Raw genomic sequence first — 1,314 nt, 5'->3', positions numbered from 1 at the left:
TCGTTGTCAAACCTCAACAAACAACTACTACACCCCGTCACAAATACCTCAGGATTTATCTCCTCTATCATCTTACTCGCCTTCTTCTTAAACAAACTCCAAGACTTGTCCCTCGCTAAACTACCCAACGCACCCATACCACAACAATCTGTCATCATACTATACCACGGCGCTACCCCTCCTAACGCCTCACATACCTCCCTCAACCTCCTCGGCTGAAACGTGTTCTCATCATTCGCCGGATACGCCTTGCTCGGCCATAAATTGTGACACCCTACCTGCACCCCACATACCATCCCATTCAACGAATACCTCACCGCCTTCTTCAACTCCTCTAACCCAATAAAATCATATATATAATTGTATATGTTATACACCTTCACCTTCCCCTCATACCTCATACCCACACTTCCCAGTATCTCGTTAACCTTCTCCTTTATCTCAGGATGCTTCTCCATGTGATACCTTGCCTCATTCAAACTCCCATAACAACTACCACACCCTGTAACCATCACCTCCAATCCCTTACCCTCTGCTATCGCCATGTTCCACGCAGATCCCACACACCAACCCACCAAATCTATCGATGGCATCACACCAAACGCCGGACAACATGTCGCTCCCTCTAAATCAACTACCTCCACCCCTAACTCCTTCAACAAATACCTCATCGAATACTCTATATCCGGCCTCCTCAACGGTATGTTACACCCTAAAAATAATCCTACCCTCTTCATCTCTTCCCTCCTTTTTCTTTAGTCAAGTGGAAACGGTGCTACCTCTGCTAACGCTGTCTGCTTCATTACCTCCTGAAACTTCTTCCTCATCTCCTCATTCCCTATCACCGTAGGTGGCATCTCAGGTAACCCCACCTTCTTCCTCCTCTCCTCAAATCCCTTAACTATTACCGCATGCCCCCTCTCATAATAGTTCCTCAACCCGTCTATCGTGTTAGATGGCATCGCATACTCCCTAAAACACACCCTCCTTATCGCCTGTATCAACTCATATGGCTTTATGTCCATCGGACATACCTCCACACACCGGTTACAACTCTGACATCCCCACACCGATGAATCATCCAAAAATATCTCCTTCAACCCCAACATACTCGCATGCACTATCCTCTTGATAAAATACTCCAAACCAGCTAACGCCATCGGACAGGTCCCTGCACACCTCCCACACTGAATACACTCCCTCAACTCCTTAACAGGCATCCCCATCGCCTCAAGCTCTTCCCAAAACTCCTTCATAAACTCCTCGTCTAACTTTATAACATTCACTTCCTTCTCCATTATCCTACCCCCTTTG

The 1,314-nt window shown here is 46.9% G+C and carries 2 protein-coding genes; both read right to left on the bottom strand.

The window, feature by feature from the left end:
- Positions 1 to 737 (bottom strand): heterodisulfide reductase-related iron-sulfur binding cluster (locus tag H529_RS0109420; RefSeq protein ID WP_022856236.1); only part of this gene is annotated, 737 nt, incomplete at its 3' end.
- 18 nt (positions 738 to 755) lie between these two features.
- A complete protein-coding gene (locus H529_RS0109415) occupies positions 756 to 1,286 on the bottom strand; it encodes a 4Fe-4S dicluster domain-containing protein (protein WP_211209661.1) in 531 nt (176 codons plus the stop codon).
- Positions 1,287 to 1,314: the final 28 nt, after the last annotated feature.

The sequence above is a fragment of the Thermodesulfobacterium thermophilum DSM 1276 genome, assembly GCF_000421605.1.
In the GTDB taxonomy this organism is placed as follows: domain Bacteria; phylum Desulfobacterota; class Thermodesulfobacteria; order Thermodesulfobacteriales; family Thermodesulfobacteriaceae; genus Thermodesulfobacterium; species Thermodesulfobacterium thermophilum.
Note: the sequence above shows the minus strand (reverse complement) of the source record. Positions and strands in the feature narration are given on the sequence as shown.